Genomic DNA, 18177 nt, shown 5'->3' on the forward strand with positions numbered 1-18177 from the left:
AAAATAGTTTTATAATTCATCATGGTTGGTACTCGGAAAAAAAATTTTTAAATTATTATCCTATCAATTCTCACCATTGAGTTTACGAAGTAAGGAGCTGATTTCATAAATCCTTTCTTCCGCTGCGGTACTATCTAAACTAAAACGCAAACGTTGAGGACCATCCATTTGATATCTTTTCGCATGCACCTGAATTAAATGAATCAAAACGCCCGGATCAATGGTGGGATTTTCAGAAAACTCCAGTTTACCTTGTTGGGATCCAGCACTAATTTTTTGAATGCCCATTTTTCCAGCAGTTAATTTTAATTCAGTAATTAACAATAAATGTTTCACTTGAGGCGGCAGCAACCCAAATCGATCAATAAGTTCCACTTGCAAATCATGGAGTTGCTCCTTACTTTTTGCGTTTGCAATTCGTTTGTACATTATCAAACGATTATGAATATCAGGGATGTAGTCATTTGGAATGATCGCACTGATTCGTAAATCAATTTCAGGCCCTTGATGCATCGGGGCGGATAATTCGGGGGTTTTTCCAGATTTTAAATCCTGGACGGCTTTATCAAGCATTTCCATGAATAAATTGAAACCAATTGCTTGCATGTTGCCGCTTTGTTCTTCCCCTAAAAGCTCGCCTGCTCCCCTGATTTCCAAGTCATGAGTCGCCAGGGTAAATCCTGCACCCAAATCCTCTAAAGAAACGATAGCTTCAAGACGTTTGACTGCATCGGCAGTTAATAATTTTTTATGGGGCGTAAGCAAATAAGCATAAGCTTGATGATGAGAACGACCTACCCGTCCACGTAATTGATGAAGTTGTGCTAAACCAAATTTATCCGCACGATCAATGATTATGGTATTGGCCGTTGGAATATCAATCCCGGTTTCAATGATTGTAGTACAAACCAGTACATTGAAACGATGATGATAAAAATCAGACATGACCCGTTCTAATTGACGCTCACGCATTTGTCCATGAGCATGATTTATTTTGGCTTCGGGCACCAGGGTTTGTAACTCTTGGCAGACGTGATCGATTGTCTCAACATTATTATGCAAGAAAAAAACTTGGCCACCTCTAAGAATTTCCCTCAAAATAGCTTCGCGTATCGTGGCGTCTTTTTTCTCTTGCCAAAATGTTTTAATCGCCAAGCGTTTTGCAGGAGGCGTGGTTATTAGAGAAATATCTCTAATTCCGGCCATAGCCATATTTAAAGTTCTAGGAATTGGAGTTGCAGTCATTGATAAAATATCAACATGGGTACGCAGGGACTTAATGTGTTCTTTCTGTTTGACGCCAAAACGGTGTTCTTCATCAATAATGAGAAGACCTAAATTTTTAAATGCAATATTTCTTTGAAATAGTTTATGGGTTCCGATGATAATATCTACTGTCCCTGCTTTTAATGCATCAAGTACTCGCTCTGTGTCTTTACTCGAACGAAAACGAGAAAGTAGTTCGATATTGATAGGAAAGTCTGCGAATCGATCGCGAAATGATTCGAAATGTTGACCTGCTAGAAGCGTGGTCGGAACCAGGATACAGACTTGTTTATTATTTTGGACTGCCACAAAGGCAGCACGCATGGCCACTTCCGTTTTACCAAATCCTACATCGCCACAAATTAAACGATCCATAGGTCTTGGGCATTCCATATCATTTATAATTTGTTCTACTGCTTGTAATTGATCAGGAGTTTCTGTAAATGGGAAAGCACTGGCAAATTTAATATATTCATTATGATCTACTGTATATTTGTGGCCTGGTTGTGCTTCTCTTTTTGCATACAGATCCAGTAACTCAATGGCTACATCATGAATTTTTTCCACAGCTTTTTTCTTTTCTTTCTGCCATTGATCTGTTCCAAGTTTATGTAAAGGAGCGTGTTCGCTATCCATGCCCGTATATCGACTGATAAGATGAAGCGAGGTTACAGGCACGTAAATTTTATCCTCGCCTGCATAAGTCAAAACAAGAAACTCACTCGCGATCCCATTGGATTCAATATGTTGTAATCCTTGATAACGTCCAACGCCAAACTGTAAATGAACCACAGGAGCACCGACGCGAAGTTCAGCCATATCTCGAATGATAAGATCAGGATCTACTGCTTTTTGTGTACTTCGTCTTTGTGGTGTACTTTGATCACCAAACAGTTGAGACTCAACAATAATGACGATGTGACTTTGATTTAACTCACATCCATAGATTAGGTTGCCGGTACTGATGTTTATTGGAGCCGTGTCTTGAGTAAACTCATACCAGGAAGACTGTATTTTGGGAAAAATCCCGCTTGGCTTAAGCAGGTCGAGTAATACTTCGCGACGTCCTGCGCTTTCAACAACAATTAAATACCGACGTGAAGAGTCTTGGCAGTAAGAACGAAGATGGCTTAATGGTTCCTGGGTTTTTCGATCAATAGGTAATTGGGGTCCTGGCACAATGTCAAAATTGACTACCGCCCCTTTTTTCTCAGATGGATTTTGAAACAAGCGCAGTTGTTCATAAGTATTTGCCAAAGTTAATAATTCAATAGGACTTAAAAAACAAGCAGAAGGGGATAAAATAGGTCTGCTGATGTCATAACGTCTTTGCTCATAACGCTCATTTAATTCTTGCCAGAATTGTTCTGCATTATTTTGAATATTTTCAATCAGGCAGATCTTGGCCGTTTCTGGTAAATAATCAAAAAAAGTGACTGTTTTTTCAAAAAACAAAGGCAAATAATATTCTATTCCAGATGGAAATTGCCCTTCACTGATTGCTTCATATATAGGGCATTGACTTGGATTCCCAGGAAACAGTTCTCTAAATGAACGGCGAAAGTGTAATTGGCTTTGTTCATTCAAAGGAAATTCGCGAGCAGGCAAGACATTGATTTGTTTAATTTTTTCAATAGTACGCTGTGTTTCAGTATCAAATTCTCTTAAACTTTCAATTTCATCGTCAAAAAGCTCAATCCGGAAAGGCAAACCGGAGCCCATAGGATAAACATCGATTATTGAACCGCGTAAAGCAAATTCACCGTGCTCAAGTACTTTATTGACGCAATGATAACCGGATTGCTGTAACTGATTGCGAAAAGAGGCTAAGTCGAGTTTTTGGCCTTCTTTAAGCATTAAAGCATATTGATTCAGAAATTCAGGAGGGCAAAGCCGGTGCATTATCGTGCTTGCGGACGTGATGACAATTGCATCGGTGACTTGTTGGATGCGACTTAAGGTATATAACCGTTCAGAAATAATGTCCTGATGGGGGGAGAATTGATCATAAGGCAAAGTTTCCCAGTCCGGAAAAAACAATAATTCCTGGGGGGAGTTCGGATTGAGGAAAAAATTCAATTCTTCTTGTAATTGATTGGCGCTGAGATTGTCCTGGGCAATTAATAGCTTGATTCCAGAAGTTTGTTGACAGTATTCAGCCAATGCAAGAGCGAGACTGCTTCCATGGAGTTGTCCCCATATTTGTTTGGCCTTTGTCGGTTGATAGAGTAATGTATTTATGGACATATCCTCAGGCAATCTGATTCAAAAGGGTAGGAATTATACCTTATATTGTTAGATCTTAAAATTGCAGATAATTAATTTGTCTTAATGATTCATTTTATGGATTATAAGCCTATCTTTACAGACAGCCGGCATTCACCAGATAAATCAAGTCACGGAGTGACAGGATGGATTCCCGCCTACGCGGGAATGTCATGTTCCCTCTCAAAAATAAGGGGATTATCTTTTTTTTAATAATTTAATGTTCCTAAATTGATAGAACAGGCAAATTAAAATTAAACGATTATGTAGGATTTCGAGAATCTTTTCTCTGTCATCTTTGCGAGCGCTTCTTGTTAAAATGATACCTGAGCTAGTTTTACCACTATAACTCACGGACTATTAATCTTACATAATAAGGTAATGCCCGGTTTCAAATTTAGTTAGCCAAGAACAAGGCCACAAAATCAATAAATTATTCAGGATATTAACTTCATCAAAAAACAGTTCCTCGTATACTCAGCTTTGCTAAAGCAGTTTTGAATGCACTATCCATAGCGCTTGGCTCTTTTCTATAAAAAATACCATTCTGGAACTAGAGTTATTCATATTTCGATGCAACAGAACTCTCTTGTGTTATAGAAATTTGTTCTTGTAAATTATCTGCAAACTTAGATGGTGTCATCCAGCTATTAACTTGTATACCCTCTATTCCACCTTTTTTCAATAAATGCTGTGTCAGCGTAACACAATTATATGTTTCGTTGTATTTTTTTGGCATTAACCATTGGAGAAATGGACCAGTCTTTACAGCAGGAATCAATTGATAAGCCACTGTTCCTTCTTTTATTCCCAAGTCTAATCGGGTTAGTTCTTCTCTTATTTTTTTTTCATCAAGCTGAATAACAAACTCCCTATCAGGGGGTATCGGGACAAATTCTATTGGTTCCATCAGATCGGCAAAATCAGCTGGTGGGCGACGTGCTTCTTGATAATAGTCATTTTCTAATTGAGGAGAACGTATCGCATCTAATGGAAAAATGGACGTGAGACCGCCTGCAGGAATTGACTTTGGCCATATACTCCAATAATCAACTGGAGCATTTGGATTTTTTTCATTCGATTGAAACGAAATTGCAACATGACCAAGACCATTGAAAAACCCACCACTCCATACATGCACTCGCGCTTCACATATTTCAGGTTCATTTTTTGATGGCATGGAAGTAGTTATTTTATTCTGAAATGGAAAAAATTTACTAAACATAACTATCCTTTAATTATCGATTTATTAGCTAAGGTAATATAATATTTTAAAATTTAGAATATCAAAGAGGATGCTTTGTTTTTCTCCGTAGGTTTGCTACTTGTATCGAAAACAAAGCAATTAAACAATGATACCTTATGGAAGATGTATTTTATTCATCAATACTACCTTTCGTTCTTAATTGCATTGACCCCAATTCCATTGAGTTTAATTCATCGGTTTTATCACTATTTATTTTAGTTGCGAAAAAGGACAATGGATTAAACTCATGAACATTTCTTATAGCTGGCAAAGATGACCTTGATTGTTGTGGCGCATGCGGCCGATGAGTATGTCTTGCAGTTGAAAAAAATGCCACTGAACTCACTGAGACTGGCTCATGAACTTCACTATCAATTGTGTCTGAGGAAGATTTTATTGAATTTTGTGGCATAACTGATTCATTAGAAATGCATAAATTTTGGGCAAATTCGTTAAATGCTGTTGGTCTTATAAAAGAACATGTTGTTGATGGTTTACCTTCCATACCACCCTTCCTAAGTATGCTATATACTGATTCAGAGCAGTTAGTTACCCCATACTTACTCATTTCGCTATTAACTTTTTCTCTATCCATCATTTTATACCCAAGAAATAAATTTGAAGTACTCGATTGCGACGATAGAAGTACATGAATTGACTTGGTGAGGTAACCTGGTAATAAACTATATCCTGTAGTTCCTGTTTCTATAGATTTATTTAGTTTTACTATCTCATCAAAAGCGGCTTTTGGATTGCTCATTTGATTTGTAATATCATAAGATGCATGAATAGGGGAGTCTCCTTCACGATGTTCATTAACATTGACCGCTTTGGAAGGGAAAACACATGCTGATACAACTTGTAGAGGGGTCCATACTGATATATCGCTACTTGGATGCACGCTAATCTTTGCCTTCTCGTCGCCACATTTTCCTGCTAAAGAAATATGGCCTACGCCACCAACCTCATCGTGTTTGTGGTAGTTTAGAGTAAAAGAATAATTCTCTTGTTTTGCTTTCATAATATCACCTACTTGATTCTTAAATTACACATAATGCACACTTATTATGCAATTATAAAAATTAAGTCAGTCTTAACAAGACATCGTAAATTACGCAGTATCAAAATTATCTTGCGCGAAATTAATGCATTGGCGGGATAATAGTGGTAATTATTTCAAGAAATAGGAGCAAGTTGTCACGGAAAAGCCTTTGATGCGTCCACCATGTCATCGAGTGCGAGCCATATATGAGATAGATCCTAAAAGGTATGGCTTAAGAGGTCTGGCCGGAGTGAGCTGATCATTCTACATGCGCCAGCAATGGCGTATTTTTGAAATATCAATTAATTTTCTTGGACTATAATTTGATAAAGAGTAGGAGATATAGCCATGCTCCAATTTTCCAGAATGAAAATGTATACAGTTTGGTTAGATAATACCTACCATTCTATTTTCGATGAGTCCCCAATTTGTAATTGGGGTTATATGTATTATGATTTAACTGGAAATTATCTCCAATTAAACTCCGAACAACATTTATTAAATGATCTTTTTCATAATGAACTATATGCTGAACAAATACTAAGCGATATTAAGATATTAGATCATAATTATTATAGCACAAACATTGTCGACGATAATTTATTAGCCGAGAAACTGAAGGATGTTGTAATTGCTCGAGGCTACACCTACTATTATGATTTTATAAAAAGGAATAATATTCCAAATAAATTTTCTACAGAAATTGTTACTCTTGCTTCTATTTCAAATCCCAGTGAGGCAAATAATTTTATATTAAATAATATAGAAATTTTAGGTAAAATTTGTGAAGACATAGCTCAGAAATGCCGAAAGCTCTTAACTAAAGAAAATGTATTAATTTTGCCAAAGGACTTTATGATAAATGTGAAAGAACTTTTTGAAAATAAAAAAGATACATCACTAAATTTTCACAATAAAATCTTAGGGTATGCGAATAAACAAAAATTATCTGACTTTTTTGATAAAACATTTGATTTTACTCAGTTGCCATTTAGCTTTTTAGCATGTAAGGAACTATCTCTTAAAGAAAAGGAAATAATTTATCTTTATTATTATGGTTTCAGTTTACCCCGCATAGCAAGCATATTAGAAATTTCGAGACGAACTGTAGATAAGTATTTGGAGAATATCAGAAGAAAACTCCAATGCGAAAATAGCGGACAAATTATACCATCTTTATTAAGATTTGATAACTCGATTATGTGTTATATAAAAAAGCAAAACGTTTAAATTTACTTATTATTAATGGAGTGCGATCACGATACGCTCGCAAACCCAAATTACAAAAATTGGATTCTTTAATGATGGAAAACCACATTATATGCAATTAACATATAATAGTGAAAAAAATGTATCAAAAAATATATCAGAAGTTGATCCTCACCCTTGTCCTTGTGTCATTGTTAAGCCGATCAAGGTGGTATAATAAAAATAGAGGGGCAATAAGGGAATTGAATAAGAAGCAGCCTTTCTAAAAAACGGGGCATCTTAATCGCTTTCAGGCCAATTTTTCATTTTAATTCTGAAATGGTTTAGTAAGGCAATCACATCTGGAAAGGAAAAATGTGCATTTGTAATTCGATTTTCATTTGGGTTTATTGTGTAATTCACAGCATTTGTAAAATCGGCTGCATTTAAATTTGTGTGCAGAAATAAGCTATTTAACAAATCAGTACCTACAAAACTTGCGTGACTTAGATTGGCCTCTCTAAAATCAACATCATGAGCTTTACATTCTTCAATAATCAAATGAGGTAGGTCTAACCCAAAAAAACTGGAATGACTCAAATTGCTGCCGTAAAAATAAAGAGGGCTTGTAAGCTTCACTAAAGGCCAACTCATTTCCGTCCAGTTTATTCCTATGAGTTTTGAATCTTTAAAGGAGACTTCTGAGAATTTGGAGCTGGGAAATTTTGCCAGGGCAAGATCACACAATTCAAAATCACACTCTATAAATTTTGTATGACGAAAAATAAGATCAGTAAATTTACATTGTTTGAACTGGCAGCTTTCAAAACCAACTTGTTCGATTACCTGTTGTTCTATAATCAAATTTGAAAACGTTTGTCCCAGATAATACTTTTTCTTAAATGGATGATTCATGGACATTCTCAAAGGTAAATCAACTCAGGGTAATAACCTTCAGATTGAATAAATAGTTCTTGCACGCTCATGGTGTCGACTTTAATTTCGTATAGAAACGTTCTAATTTTCCTTTCAAGATGTCTCTGTTTCAATGAGTTCCAGTTCCTCTAATTCAATATCTACTGACTCAATTTTTTGGAAACGCGAGGTAATTTTTTTAGCAGAAGTATTCACTTCATTGACATCTTGATGCGCCAAATTAATATGTTTTGAAAGCTTATCCATTCTTTTTTCAAATCGTTGAAAATCATCTGCCAAAGCTTGTAAATGCTTTTGAATGATATGAACTTGTTTGCGGGTGGCATCGTCTTTAAGCACCGCTTTAGCGGTTGTGAGTACTGCCATTAAAGTACTTGGAGAAACAAGCCATACTTTCAATCTTTGGGACAGTGAAATAAGATCCGGATAATTGGCATGAATTTCTGCAAAGATGGATTCTGCTGGTATGAACATCATAGCACCATCTGTAGTTTCATTAGGAATGATATATTTTTCTGCGATGTCTTTAATGTGTTTTTGAATGTCCTGGCGGAATTGTTGTTGCATTGATTTTTTTTCAACCGATCCTGCATCGACGTTTATCAGCCGCTGGTATGTTTCCAGAGGAAATTTGGCATCTATGACCACATTTCCAGTGGGTTCAGGTAAAAACAAAATGCAATCTGCACGTTTTTGATTGCTTAGGGTGTATTGCATTGCAAAATGATTTGGAGGAATCATATTACTTATGAGCGTTGCCAATTGGACTTCACCGAAAGCGCCGCGTGCTTTTTTATCAAGCAATACATCTTGCAAACTGACAACATGACTGGATAATTCGGTAATTTTCTTTTGTGCTTCATCAATAATCGTCAAGCGTTTAACCACATCGATAAAGGTTGTCGAGGTTTTTTCAAAACCTTCTGTCAGTTTGTGATTGACCTGCTGCGTTAAATTTTGCAGATGATTGCGAATTTCTTCAGTTAACAACTGTAAATGAGAGGTAAGTGAGCTCGCATGTTGCTTAAAACTATGGCTCATTTGCTCTCGAACATCGGTCATTTGCTTTTGTACCGTATCATGGATGAGTTGTTGTGTTCTCAATTGTCCTTGAGCAATTTTCTCACTTAAATCCAGATGAACTTGATGTAATGGGTTAGAAAAGGATTCCATAATCTTTTCTTGAAATAGACTGGTCCATTTTTTTTGTTGACCTAGTTTAATCAAGATCCAGATTAAGAGGAACAATTGAAGGACCATGACAAACGCAATGCCCTCAAATAAAGTGATTGATGATAAAAATTGCATTCATTATTCCAAAAGTTGACTGAGGGCAATCGGTTGATCGTATTGATATACCGTTTTCAATTGCCCATAATCAGTAAGACGCAAATAACCAACAGAAAGCTGATCCTCTGACAAATGAGTCGAATTGTCAAAAGTAAATTTAATTATTTGCCTTCCTGGCTCTAACCATTGAGTACTTTGGGTTGTTTCAAGAGGAATGTTGGTTCCTTGCGTATTTTTTTTATATAAAATACTTTGTAAAGCATAGCGACTTGCGGTAGCTACCTCGACAGTTGCTGCTAATTGAATCGGATTAGAGCCAATTTTTTTAATGCTTACCAAACTGGCCGAGGGTATCGAATAAGAGAATGCAGCCCGTCCACTGCGATGTACAGGACCGTTTTCATTAAAAGCACACAATACATCCACATCGATGTACCAATTTTCACCGTGAGTATTAATGTCAGAGTCTAAAAGGGCGGTGGCTTGGAATTGATTGCGTTTGATTTCTTTGATTTTTAAGGGAATGGTTTGGTTCCCTGGGCCTACTAATAATGCATTGATGTCATCTATAGGATAGGAATTTATATTATCTTTCAAAGTAATGAGCGCATCAAAAGACTCCCCATAATGATATTGCCATGTCGACGGCTCAATCTGTAAATAGATTAAGGAGAATTTTTCAAAAACATGAATAAGATATTTTTCTGATCCATTTGATGAATCCATTGATTTACTTTGCATGATGAAAGGGCCAGCACCTAATTCGGGCTTGATTTGCATCATGATTTGATGTTCACCAATTGTTAGTGATTCATCAATCGCCTCATCTTGACTATATAATGAGGAGGCTTCTTTTAAACTCATGGATTTTCCATCTGCATTTTTAAGTTCCAGTGAGGGAATGGATTTATTTCTTTGCAAAGGAATAATGCGAATTACCGCTTCAGGCGCATGAAGGGGTAAAGTAATCCCTTGTTGCATTTGGGCAGCTGTAACTTGCTGATAATAACTGTAACTCTTTTGAAGGTTGCCCTTCATATCCTTTAAAGGATTTTTTGTAATACTCCAATTATCCTGTAAAAGATCCCGCGATAAGCCATCACAAATTGCACATTCATAAGATTTGATCTGATTTTGAGGTAAGGTAAATGCACTCGCTTGTACACAACAAAACAATGATAATAAAATGGAATGTTTCATCCTCATGTTACAGCTCCTTCTGATTCATGACAGAAATTAATATTTTCTCCAGCCCAAAACATGAGTGGCGGCTCTGATTATGGCTTAGGGTTGTCTTGTCTGCGGTTTTGTTTTTGTCATAAAACCATACCGTACCTGCAGCGGCTTGCGAAGTACAATTTAAGAAGCCATCAGCACAATAATCCAAATAAATTTTTGCAATCCGTAGTCCGCTATTGAGTAAATAACCGTTACAATAACTTGCTGAAGAAAGAGGAGAGGCGATGACATTAGTCCCTATGACTGCTTTAAAAGGGACAGGTAAACCAGGCCTGTTCTTAGTACCAAATAACAGTTCTTGATTGTATATCTTCATATCACCTACACGTTGCTGTTTGATGGCATCTCCCGAGTATCCCAGTAACCAGCTTAAGCTTGCTTCAAAAATACCTCCGTTCATGAGCATATCTGCCAGAGGGGTTCCTTCACTTGAAGGTGCTAAAGCAATAATTTGTTTGACTTTATTTTTTAACCGCATATAGCGTTTGTCATAAGTGGGATTTGAAAGAATCCACCGCATGACATTAGCGCCATTGGAATGAGTATACAGAATTAAAGAGTCAATTTTTTGATGATCGATGAACTCGAGCAATTGATTTGCGGTACATCCCGCAGCCTCTTCATCCCACATGTATTTACTGTAATCACAATGTACTACATAGTAATTTTGAGGATTAGGGAGTGCCTGAGCCATTTCGTTTATAAAATCGGCTTTCCAATAAACTCCATAAGCATCTATACGGTGATCATTGGTTCCATGGACAAATGCGATACCCAGATTTTCCTGAGTAGCAGCAGAAGGTTGAGCATATGTGAATGGGGATATGAGAAAAAATAGTGCGATGAAGATACGTTTAAAATCCATTTTATCCGCCTCAGTTCCTGTTGAAACGATATATACCTATAGCATATTTTTTAATGATAAACTAATGTTTTAAAATCATTCCCATGTCGATGATTTTAGCTTTAAAGATGGATGGTATTGAATGAATATTGATGAAATAAATGGACAAGTTAATGGGCTCAGAGAAAAAATAAGACAATATGATTACCACTATTATGTTCTCGATGCGCCAATGGTTCCTGATGCCGAATATGACAGAATTTTTCGTGAATTAGTGGATTTGGAAAAAAAATACCCAGAGTTGTTAACTGTTGATTCTCCAACCCAACGGGTAGGGGGTACTCCAGCCGATGCATTTATGCCGGTCACTCATCGACAACCCATGTTGTCACTTTCAAACGTATTTACTGTGGAAGAATTGCAGGCATTTATCAGAAGGGTCTCTGAAAAATTAGATGAACCGCAACAATTGGTTTTTACCTGTGAGCCGAAATTAGACGGACTTGCAGTAAACCTCACTTACGAAAATGGTATCTTGATATCTGCTGCAACACGCGGAGATGGGACTACTGGTGAAAACATTACCGCAAATATTAAAACAATTGCTGCAGTTCCCTTGGCTTTGAGAATATTAAATCCGCCACGTTTTATCGAAGTACGCGGAGAGGTGTACATGCCAAAAGCAGGATTTGAGGAATACAACAAAAGAGCTCAAGAGTCTGGAGAAAAGATCTTTGCTAATCCCCGTAACGCAGCAGCAGGAAGCTTAAGACAATTAAATCCCACAGTTACAGCCAGTAGACCTCTGGCCATTTATTGTTATGGAATAGGTGCTTGTGATGGGTACGATTTGCCAAAAACACATTGGGAACAATTGCAGCTGCTTAAAGAAATAGGATTCAGGGTTTCTTTGGATACTAAAAAAGAAGTAGGTATAGAAGGTTGCCTTAATTATTATCATGAGATTTTGGCGAAACGAGATCAATTACCTTTTGAAATCGATGGCGTTGTTTATAAAGTGGATAGTATTCCTTTGCAGCAGCAACTTGGATACATTTCACGTGCGCCACGTTTTGCGTGTGCGCATAAATTTCCAGCTACTGAGGAAATGACCACACTTTTGGCTGTTGATTTTCAGGTTGGAAGAACAGGTGCTTTGACTCCAGTTGCACGTTTGGCTCCAGTTAATGTGGCAGGGGTTACTGTAAGTAATGCGACTTTGCATAACATGGATGAAATTAGCCGAAAAGACATCCGCATCGGCGACAAAGTAATAATCCGTCGGGCAGGAGATGTGATTCCTGAAGTTGTATCTGTAGTTAGGGACCAACGACCTGCATTTACCCAAGAAATTCATTTACCGAAAGAGTGCCCTGTTTGTGGTTCTGATGTGGTGCGAGAGGAAGATGAAGCAGTTGCACGTTGCATAGGTGGGTTATTTTGCAAAGCGCAATTAAAAAGAATGATGTGGCATTTTGCATCCCGGAAAGCCATGCATATTGAGGGTTTGGGCACTGGACTCATTGAACAATTAGTCGATGAGGGACTTGTTCGTCATTTATCGGATCTCTATACGCTTGACCTCGATACATTAGTAAGCCTTCCGCGCATGGGAAAAAAGTCTGCTCAAAATTTATTACGTGCTTTAGAGCTAAGTAAAAATACAACATTAACCCGTTTTCTATATGCTCTGGGTATTCGTGAAATTGGAGAATCAAGTGCTCGGATGTTGGCTGAACATTTTGGAGACATCAATCTTATTGCCAATGCAACTGAAGAAGAGTTAATGAACTTGCAAGATATGGGTCCAGTAGGCGCATTTAATGTCGTTCACTTTTTTGCACAAGAGCATAATCGTCAAGTCATAGATCGTTTACTGGTGCTCGGAGTTCATTGGCCAAAAGTTGAAAGAAAAGCAATCAACAAAGAACATTCTTTATTTGGAAAAACAGTGGTCTTAACTGGTACTTTGTCTACGATGGGCCGTGAAGAGGCCAAAGCAAAATTATTGTCTGTGGGCGCTAAAGTAACTGGGAGTATCTCAGCAAAAACAGATTATCTCATCGCTGGCACCGAAGCAGGATCTAAACTTGAAAAAGCCAATGCTTTGGGTGTGGCTATTTTGGATGAAGAGCAATTTCTTAAAATACTGGGATGAGTCATATGGCTGGTTATGAAGCGAAATGATTCTAGTTTCGCTTCAATTTGTTACTTTGGATAAGGATATTTTTTGAACCGTATACAATACATTGTTTTAATTATTTTCTTTGAAAGTATTTGCTTTGCTCATGCTGGATCTTGGATATTAAATAATCCATATCCTGATGAACAAGCAAAAGAAAATATTTATTATTCCTCTTTTTCTGAACAACCAAAAACTCTAGATCCCGCTCTGTCTTACTCCGTGAATGAGTCACTTTTCATTTCACAAATCTATGAACCATTATTAGAATTTGATTATTTATTAAGGCCTTATCAATTAGTCCCCTTGATTGCGGAAAAAATACCTCAGATAAGATATCTTGATGCTCAAGGCAATTTAATTCTCGATAAGGGTCAAAAATCTCCAGCTTATAGCGTTTATACAATCCAAATAAAAAAAGGAATTTACTATCAGCCTCATCCTGCATTTGCTAAAGATAAAAAAGGTAACTTTCTTTACCATCATTTATCAGCAGATTTTTTAGAAGATAAAGACATCAACCAATTATCGGATTTCCAATACACAGGCACACGAGAATTAATTGCTGATGATTATATTTATCAAATAAAACGTTTGGCTAATCCCACATTAAGTTCACCAATTTATGGACTAATGAACGACTATATAGAGGGATTTAAAGAATACGGACAAACACTTCCCGGGGGAACCCGATATGTGGATTTGCGCCGTTATCCTTTAAAAGGAGTTAAAAAGCTGGACGAATATTCTTTTGAGATTACTTTAAAGGGTGAATATACTCAGTTTCTATTTTGGTTGTCCATGAATTTCTTTGCGCCTGTCCCTTGGGAGGCTGATGTTTTTTATTCACAGCCGGGCATGGCTGACAAGAACATTACCCTTGGATGGTATCCAGTAGGGACAGGTCCTTTTATGTTAGTGAAAAATAATCCTAACCGCAGTATGGTCTTACAAAAAAACCCCAACTTCCATGACGTTTATTACCCAAGTGTTGGTTCAGAAGAAGATAGAAAAATGGGTTATTTAGATAATGCAGGGAAGCGTTTGCCGCTCATTGAAAAGGCAGTTTTCACTTTGGAAAAAGAATCCATTCCCCGTTGGAATAAATTTTTGCAGGGGTATTATGATAACGCAACAATTGGCGCCGATAGTTTCGATCAAGCCATTCACATTAATCGTCATGGTAAAGCACAGCTTACGCCTGAGATGCAAAAAAAACATATGTATTTAAATCAAACGTTACAACCAAGTATCTATTACATGGGTTTTAATATGCTCGATCATGTTATAGGGGGCTTTGGTGAACGAGCTCGCAAGATAAGGCAAGCGATTTCGATTGCGGTCAATTATGATGAAAATATAGCCATTTTTTATAATGGGCGAGGTGTTGCCGCTCAAGGACCAATTCCCCCGGGTATTTTCGGCTATAAAGAGGGGAAAGAGGGAATTAATCCTTATGTATATGAATGGAAGGACAAAGAATCAGTTCGTCGATCAATAGGAGATGCTCAAAAATTGATGGCCGAAGCAGGATATCCTCATGGGATTGATCCTAAAACAGGGAAACATTTAATCTTGAATTATGACGTCACTACGTCAGGGGGGCCAGAAGACAAGTCTTTATTTGATTGGATGCGCAAGCAATTTGCCAAAATAGGGATCGATTTAAATGTGCGAGCTACTTTATATAACCGTTTTCAAGAGAAAATGAGGACAGGGGATACACAAATATTTAGTTGGGGTTGGGTTGCTGACTATCCAGATCCTGAAAATTTTCTTTTTCAATTATACGGGGGAAATGGAAAAGTAAAATTCGGGGGAGAAAATACTGCCAATTATCAAAATGAGGAATTTGATCGCCTTTTTAATTTAATGAAAAACAGAGAAAATGATGCGCAAAGACAAGATATCATAACGAGAATGGTGGATATTGTTCGAAATGATGCGCCCTGGGTTTGGGGAATTCATCCTGAGGAATTTGTAATATCACAAAATTGGATTTCACGCGTCAAACCAAACCCAATATCCCCTACTACTTTAAAGTATGCATCAATTAATGTACCTGAACGCAACAAATGGCGAACTTCCTGGAACCAACCTATTTTTTGGCCATTAGGTGTATTGATTCTATTGATTTTGATTCTGGTTCTACCTTTAGTTATTGCATACTACAAGAAAGAGAAAAAACCTGCAGAAAGGACGCTTTCCCATGATTAAGTATTTGCTACGCCGTATTATATATTCAATCCCCATTCTATTTGGAATTAACCTGATTACGTTTGTTTTATTTTTTATGGTCAATACCCCCGATGATATTGCCCGAATGCATTTAGGACATAAACATGTAGAACAACAAGTCATTGAAGATTGGAAGACAGCACATGGGTACAACTTACCTTTATTTTATAATGAACAAAAAATTGGGGTTCAAAAATTTCAAGAGACTTTATTTTTTCAAAAATCGATGAAACTCTTTACCTTTGATTTTGGTACTTCTGATTCTGGTCGAGACATTAGCGAGGACATTAATTATAGAATGTGGCCCAGCCTTTCTATTGCACTACCGGTTTTAATATTAGATGTAATCACCAATATTATTGTAGCAATGGCGATGGCATTTTTTCGTGGCACTTATTTGGATCTAACCGGTGTTGTGATTTGTATCATTTTAATGTCTATCTCGAGTTTGTTTTATATCATTGGAGGCCAATATTTAATTGGCAAACTCCTGCGCTTGGTACCCATATCTGGTTATGACGATGGTTTGGATGCATTTAAATTCGTTATTTTACCCATTAGCGTGGCGGTTCTGAGTGGATTAGGTGCTGGAGGACGATGGTATCGGACCCTTTTTTTAGAAGAAATGCATAGGGATTATGTTAAAACAGCCAGGGCTAAAGGTTTATCTGAGCAAAAAGTGATGTTTAAACATGTATTGAAGAATGCCATGCTTCCTATATTAACTGGAGTCGTGGTGATAATTCCCACTTTATTTATGGGTAGTTTAATTCTGGAGTCATTTTTTGGTGTTCCAGGGTTAGGCAGCTATACCATTGATGCGATCCAACAACAAGATTTTGCTATTGTAAGAGCAATGGTGTTCTTGGGTTCAATTCTTTACATTGTAGGTTTGGTTTTAACGGACATCTCCTATATGCTTGTCGATCCTCGAGTAAGGTTATCTTAAATATGGCTTTTGAATTTCTATGGACAGATAAATGTTTTCTTACTTTATTGGCTTTAAGTACGTTTGTTATTTTATTTAGCTTGCGAAAACAACATATCCGACGCTCATTTTCTCTCATTTTACATCGGCCAATTGCCGTAAGTGCCGGCATCATTTTGTTGTTTCTGATTAGTGTGGGTGTGTTAGATTCAATTCATTTATCCACCTCCAGTAATGCAACCGAAACAGCGAACACTGTGTTGGATAAAATTCTTTCTCCTATAAATGAGATCACAGAAAAAACCTATTCTGCACCATTAGCACTAAGGCAATACATGAGTGAAACAACCTTAGTCAATGGAGTGGTGACGCAAGTTTATCCTTTGTTGTCTTACCCTTTGAAATCGGCTAAAACAGAGGAAGACAAACAAAAAATAATACATAAAACCTTCGTTGATGCTTTGAAATACAGTATCGCCACAGCTCTTTTTATAGGAGTTTCGATACTTATTGTTCGTAGGATAAGAAAATTAAGACCTATAACGCTCACTCCAACCAGCTTGAGTGTATTAATTACTTTAAGTATTATTGTATTTTTTGCTGTTCTAGGTTATGAGCTTTCAAGAACATTTCATGTTTTTGGAACAGGGCAAATTGGACAAGATATTTTCTATTATACAATTAAAAGCATACGCACAGGTTTAGTCATTGGTCTTCTTACCACGTTATTCATGATGCCTCTTGCCCTTTTTCTAGGCGTGGTCGCGGGATATTTTGGTGGTTTTGCAGATGATGTCATACAGTATGTCTACACTACTTTGAGTTCCATACCTGGGGTTTTATTAATCACGGCTTCAGTTTTGTCACTGCAAGTTTACATCACCAATCATCCGCAACAGTTTCCTACTTTGGCCCAAAGTGCCGATGCGCGTTTGTTGGCATTATGCTTCATTCTTGGAGTAACCAGTTGGACTAGTTTATGCCGTCTTTTGCGCGCCGAAACGCTGAAATTACGAGAAATCGATTATGTCCAGGCGGCCCGTGCTTTGGGATCGAATTGGTTTACTATTCTACGCAAACACTTATTGCCTAACGTGATGCATATCGTCGTAATTACCTTGGTTTTGGATTTTAGTTATCTTGTTATGGCTGAAGCATTGCTCTCATATGTAGGAGTAGGGGTATCACCCATGACTATTAGTTGGGGAAACATGATCAATAGTGCACGATTTGAACTGGCACGAAACCCAGTCATTTGGTGGCCTATATTGGCTGCCTTTGTATTTATGTTTTTGCTTGTATTAGCCATAAATTTATTTGCAGACGCAGTGAGGGATGCCTTTGATCCTCATCAATCCCAACCTTGATTAAACCTGCGTGATGGGGGAGGAGGAGCCAGGTGCAGAACGTAGATACACCGGGTTACTGCTTGGGACAGGTGAAGGGCCAATAGAATCCGTGTTTCAAATTAGCAGGTAGGCAAATTTCTTGATTTAGGTTAAAGTTCATCAAT

At 37.3% G+C, this 18177-nt stretch carries 12 protein-coding genes; 5 read left to right on the top strand and 7 right to left on the bottom strand.

Features of this window, described 5'->3' with window-relative positions; translation table 11 throughout:
- Nucleotides 1-63: 63 nt before the first annotated feature.
- The 3 genes from mfd to BU07_RS0108295 all read right to left on the bottom strand — a co-directional run bounded on the left by mfd (nt 64) and on the right by BU07_RS0108295 (nt 5798).
- A complete protein-coding gene (gene mfd / locus BU07_RS0108285; protein WP_031565093.1) occupies nt 64-3513 on the bottom strand; it encodes a transcription-repair coupling factor in 3450 nt (1149 codons plus the stop codon).
- A gap of 577 nt (nt 3514-4090) precedes the next feature.
- The gene (locus BU07_RS0108290) at nt 4091-4756 is read right to left on the bottom strand and encodes a hypothetical protein (protein ID WP_031565095.1); all 666 of its coding nucleotides are present in this window, start codon (nt 4754-4756) and stop codon (nt 4091-4093) included.
- Between the two features lie 151 nt (nt 4757-4907).
- Complete coding sequence (locus BU07_RS0108295) at nt 4908-5798, bottom strand: hypothetical protein (RefSeq protein ID WP_031565097.1); 891 nt, start codon at nt 5796-5798, stop codon at nt 4908-4910.
- A gap of 369 nt (nt 5799-6167) precedes the next feature.
- On the opposite strand from BU07_RS0108295, the gene BU07_RS0108300 reads away from it, so the two are divergent.
- On the top strand, nt 6168-7049 hold the full coding sequence (locus BU07_RS0108300; RefSeq protein ID WP_031565098.1) for a helix-turn-helix transcriptional regulator: 882 nt from the start codon (nt 6168-6170) through the stop codon (nt 7047-7049).
- Nucleotides 7050-7307: 258 nt separating this feature from the next.
- Here BU07_RS0108300 and BU07_RS0108305 read toward each other — a convergent pair whose 3' ends face one another.
- The 4 genes from BU07_RS0108305 to BU07_RS0108320 form a co-directional block, all read right to left on the bottom strand.
- A complete protein-coding gene (locus tag BU07_RS0108305) occupies nt 7308-7922 on the bottom strand; it encodes a pentapeptide repeat-containing protein (protein ID WP_031565100.1) in 615 nt (204 codons plus the stop codon).
- 114 nt (nt 7923-8036) lie between these two features.
- Nucleotides 8037-9251 (bottom strand): DNA recombination protein RmuC, encoded by a 1215-nt coding sequence (locus BU07_RS0108310; protein ID WP_031565102.1) that lies wholly within the window; start codon nt 9249-9251, stop codon nt 8037-8039.
- A gap of 3 nt (nt 9252-9254) precedes the next feature.
- Complete coding sequence (locus tag BU07_RS0108315) at nt 9255-10439, bottom strand: DUF4785 domain-containing protein (protein WP_031565104.1); 1185 nt, start codon at nt 10437-10439, stop codon at nt 9255-9257.
- Nucleotide 10440: 1 nt separating this feature from the next.
- Nucleotides 10441-11337, bottom strand: coding sequence for a hypothetical protein (locus BU07_RS0108320; RefSeq protein ID WP_031565106.1), 897 nt, complete (start codon nt 11335-11337; stop codon nt 10441-10443).
- A gap of 121 nt (nt 11338-11458) precedes the next feature.
- On the opposite strand from BU07_RS0108320, the gene ligA reads away from it, so the two are divergent.
- The 4 genes from ligA (at nt 11459) to BU07_RS0108340 (ending at nt 18031) form a co-directional block, all read left to right on the top strand.
- On the top strand, nt 11459-13474 hold the full coding sequence (gene ligA / locus BU07_RS0108325; protein ID WP_031565108.1) for an NAD-dependent DNA ligase LigA: 2016 nt from the start codon (nt 11459-11461) through the stop codon (nt 13472-13474).
- A gap of 81 nt (nt 13475-13555) precedes the next feature.
- Nucleotides 13556-15715 (top strand): ABC transporter substrate-binding protein, encoded by a 2160-nt coding sequence (locus BU07_RS0108330; protein WP_423202572.1) that lies wholly within the window; start codon nt 13556-13558, stop codon nt 15713-15715.
- Nucleotides 15708-16685, top strand: coding sequence for an ABC transporter permease (locus tag BU07_RS0108335; RefSeq protein ID WP_031565112.1), 978 nt, complete (start codon nt 15708-15710; stop codon nt 16683-16685). Before BU07_RS0108330 ends, BU07_RS0108335 begins: the two co-directional genes overlap by 8 nt.
- 2 nt (nt 16686-16687) lie before the next feature.
- Nucleotides 16688-18031 carry an ABC transporter permease gene (locus tag BU07_RS0108340; RefSeq protein ID WP_031565114.1) on the top strand — a complete coding sequence of 448 codons (1344 nt, stop codon included), beginning with the start codon at nt 16688-16690 and terminating at the stop codon, nt 18029-18031.
- Nucleotides 18032-18177: the final 146 nt, after the last annotated feature.

Source organism: Legionella wadsworthii DSM 21896 = ATCC 33877 (assembly GCF_000701265.1).
GTDB classification, from domain to species: Bacteria; Pseudomonadota; Gammaproteobacteria; order Legionellales; family Legionellaceae; genus Legionella; species Legionella wadsworthii.

Bases quoted from the DNA above. Each gene is read 5' to 3' on its own strand.
- BU07_RS0108315 (WP_031565104.1), bottom strand. From the start codon at position 10,439: ATGAGGATGAAACATTCCATTTTATTATCATTGTTTTGTTGTGTACAA.
- BU07_RS0108310 (WP_031565102.1), bottom strand. From the start codon at position 9,251: ATGCAATTTTTATCATCAATCACTTTATTTGAGGGCATTGCGTTTGTC.
- BU07_RS0108295 (WP_031565097.1), bottom strand. From the start codon at position 5,798: ATGAAAGCAAAACAAGAGAATTATTCTTTTACTCTAAACTACCACAAA.
- BU07_RS0108305 (WP_031565100.1), bottom strand. From the start codon at position 7,922: ATGAATCATCCATTTAAGAAAAAGTATTATCTGGGACAAACGTTTTCA.
- BU07_RS0108340 (WP_031565114.1), top strand. From the start codon at position 16,688: ATGGCTTTTGAATTTCTATGGACAGATAAATGTTTTCTTACTTTATTG.
- mfd (WP_031565093.1), bottom strand. From the start codon at position 3,513: ATGTCCATAAATACATTACTCTATCAACCGACAAAGGCCAAACAAATA.
- BU07_RS0108335 (WP_031565112.1), top strand. From the start codon at position 15,708: ATGATTAAGTATTTGCTACGCCGTATTATATATTCAATCCCCATTCTA.
- BU07_RS0108290 (WP_031565095.1), bottom strand. From the start codon at position 4,756: ATGTTTAGTAAATTTTTTCCATTTCAGAATAAAATAACTACTTCCATG.
- BU07_RS0108300 (WP_031565098.1), top strand. From the start codon at position 6,168: ATGCTCCAATTTTCCAGAATGAAAATGTATACAGTTTGGTTAGATAAT.
- BU07_RS0108320 (WP_031565106.1), bottom strand. From the start codon at position 11,337: ATGGATTTTAAACGTATCTTCATCGCACTATTTTTTCTCATATCCCCA.
- ligA (WP_031565108.1), top strand. From the start codon at position 11,459: ATGAATATTGATGAAATAAATGGACAAGTTAATGGGCTCAGAGAAAAA.